This is a genomic window from Methylocella tundrae, from assembly GCF_901905185.1.
GTDB lineage: Bacteria > Pseudomonadota > Alphaproteobacteria > Rhizobiales > Beijerinckiaceae > Methylocapsa > Methylocapsa tundrae.
Genome location: NZ_CABFMQ020000112.1, coordinates 1 through 2492 on the forward strand (window position 1 = coordinate 1; position 2492 = coordinate 2492).

1 protein-coding gene and 1 pseudogene are annotated in these 2492 nt (G+C 63.3%); both read right to left on the bottom strand.

What is annotated here, in order from left to right; translation table 11 throughout:
- Positions 1–8: 8 nt before the first annotated feature.
- Positions 9–803, bottom strand: coding sequence for an IS21-like element helper ATPase IstB (gene istB / locus MPC4_RS17185; RefSeq protein WP_174513602.1), 795 nt, complete (start codon positions 801–803; stop codon positions 9–11).
- Positions 793–2377 (bottom strand): annotated as a pseudogene (istA, locus tag MPC4_RS17190) (IS21 family transposase). The gene istB and the pseudogene istA overlap by 11 nt, the downstream one beginning before the upstream one ends.
- Positions 2378–2492: the final 115 nt, after the last annotated feature.

Consider the following 2492-nt stretch of genomic DNA (forward strand, 5'->3'; position numbering starts at 1 on the left):
TTTGTGGGTCAGGCGTTCGTCAAGTTTCGCGGTTTCTCCTTGGTGGATTTAGCGGGCTTCGCCGAGCTGTTTTTGAAGCGGAAGCTGTCATTTCCGGTTTCGAGGATGTGGCAGCGATGGGTGAGGCGGTCGAGCAGCGCCGTCGTCATCTTGGGATCGCCGAACACGGTCGCCCATTCGCCGAAGCTTAGGTTCGTCGTGATGATGACGCTGGTTCGCTCGTAGAGCTTGCTCAAGAGATGGAAGAGCAGCGCTCCACCGGAGGCGCTGAACGGCAGGTAGCCAAGCTCATCAAGGATGACGAGGTCGGAATAGGCGAGCCGCCCTGCGATCTGGCCAGCTTTCCCTTGGCTCTTCTCCTGTTCGAGGGCGTTGACGAGTTCGACGGTGGAGAAGAACCGGACGCGCTTTCGGTGATGTTCGATGGCCTGGACGCCGATGGCCGTGGCGAGATGCGTTTTGCCCGTGCCTGGGCCGCCGACCAGGACGACGTTGTGCGCGTCCTCGAGAAACTCGCAGCGGTGAAGCTGGCGGACGAGCGCCTCGTTGACCTCGCTGCTGGCGAAGTCGAAGCCGGCAAGGTCACGGTAGTTCGGGAAGCGGGCCGCCTTCAATTGGTAGGCCGTCGACCGCACCTCCCTGTCGGCGGTCTCCGCCTTCAGGAGTTGCGACAGGATCGGCAGAGCGGCCTCGAAGGCGGGAGAGCCTTGCTCGGTCAGTTCGCCGACCGCTTGAGCCATGCCGTGCATCTTGAGAACCCGCAGCATGATGACGACGGCGCCGGCGGCGGGATTATGACGCATGACGCGCCTCCCGGGTCTTGCGCAGAGCGTCGTAGCGTTCAACGTTGGCTTGCGGCTCGGTGGTCAAGGTCAAAGCCTGCGGCGCCTTTATTGGAGGCGTGTCCATGGGCTTTCCGTCGACCAGCCTGTGGAGCAGGTTCAGAATATGCGTCTTGGTCGGCGCGCCAGCCTCCAGCGCCAGTTCGACAGCCGTGAGCACGGCTTGCTCGTCGTGCTGGAGAACCAAGGCTAGAATCTCGACCATCTCGCGGTCGCCGCCCGGCGTCTTGAGCAGGCGCTGTTGCAAAGCCCGGAAGGCAGGCGGGAGTTCGGCGAAGGGCGCGCCGTTACGCAGGGCTCCGGGCTTGCGCTGTATGACCGCGAGATAATGCCGCCAATCGAAAACGGTCGCCGTGCTCTTGCGTTCGTGGGAGCGGGCGAAGACGCGGGCGTGCTCGCAGACGATCTGCCCTTCGGCGGCGACGACGATACGCTCGGGATAGACCCGCACGCTGACCGGGCGATTGGCGAAGGACGCCGGCACGCTGTAGCGATTGCGGTCGAGATGGACCAGGCACGTCGGCGAGACGCGCTTGGCGTATTCGACGAAACCGTCAAACGGCCTCGGAAGCTGCATCAGATGCCGCGTCTCTTCGGCCCAGGCGTCGGCTACCGAGCCCGGCTGCGAGTTGTGCGCCGTTTGCGCCCACAGTTCCCGGCAGCGCGTCTCCAGCCAATCGTTCAGCGCCGCCAGGGAGGGAAAGCTGGGCGTCGGTTGCCAAAGCCGATGGCGGGCGTCCTGGACGTTCTTTTCGATTTGACCTCCGCCCGCCATCCAACATGCTTCGCATGCCGGACCCTTGGCGGGCTCCGCCTTTCTCCCACCCGGACGCCGGATTGCAGAACTCGGCCTCGAACAGGAAGTGACTGACCATGGCCGAGAAGCGGGCGTTGACCTTGCGCTCCTTGCCGCGTCCGATCTTATCGACGGCGGTTCGCATATTGTCGTAGATGCCGCGCCGCGGCACGCCACCCAGTACGCGGAAGGCGTGATTATGCGCGTCGAACAGCATCTCATGGGTCTGTTGCGGATAGGCGCGGAGAAAGAAAGCGCGGCTATAGCTGAGCTTGAAGTGAGCGACCTGGAGCTTGGTCCGCTCGCCCGCGATGACCGCCCAGTCCTCTGACCAATCGAACTGGAACGCCTCGCCCGCCATGAACGCAAGGGGCACGAAGACGCCGCGGCCCGTGGTCTTTTGCTCTCGCTGTCGGGCGTCCTTCCAATCGCGCGCGAAAGCCGCCACGCGATTGTAGGATCCGTCGTAGCCCAGCGCCGCCAGATCGGCGTGCAACTGCTTGATCGTGCGCTTCTGCTTGCGCGACTTCCCTGCCTCCTGTCGCAGCATATGCGACAGCTTGTCGGCGTAGGGGTCCAGCCCGCTCGGCCGGTCAGGAAGATTAAACTTGGGCTCGATGCTGTCAGAGCGCAGATACTTGCGCACCGTGTTCCGCGACAGACCTGTGCGCCGCGATATCTCTCGGATCGAGAAATGATCTCGATAATGCCAGCGCCGGATGACGCTCAATAACTCCATGTCGATCACTCCATCGCCCCCCGGCCAGGCCAAAGGGGTAAGGTTCGAACATGGGTCAGTTCTCGGCGGAAAAACCCGGGCTGCCTGGGTCAGTTCTCAGTGGAAATCGACACGC

Bases quoted from the DNA above. Each gene is read 5' to 3' on its own strand.
- istB (WP_174513602.1), bottom strand. From the start codon at position 803: ATGCGTCATAATCCCGCCGCCGGCGCCGTCGTCATCATGCTGCGGGTT.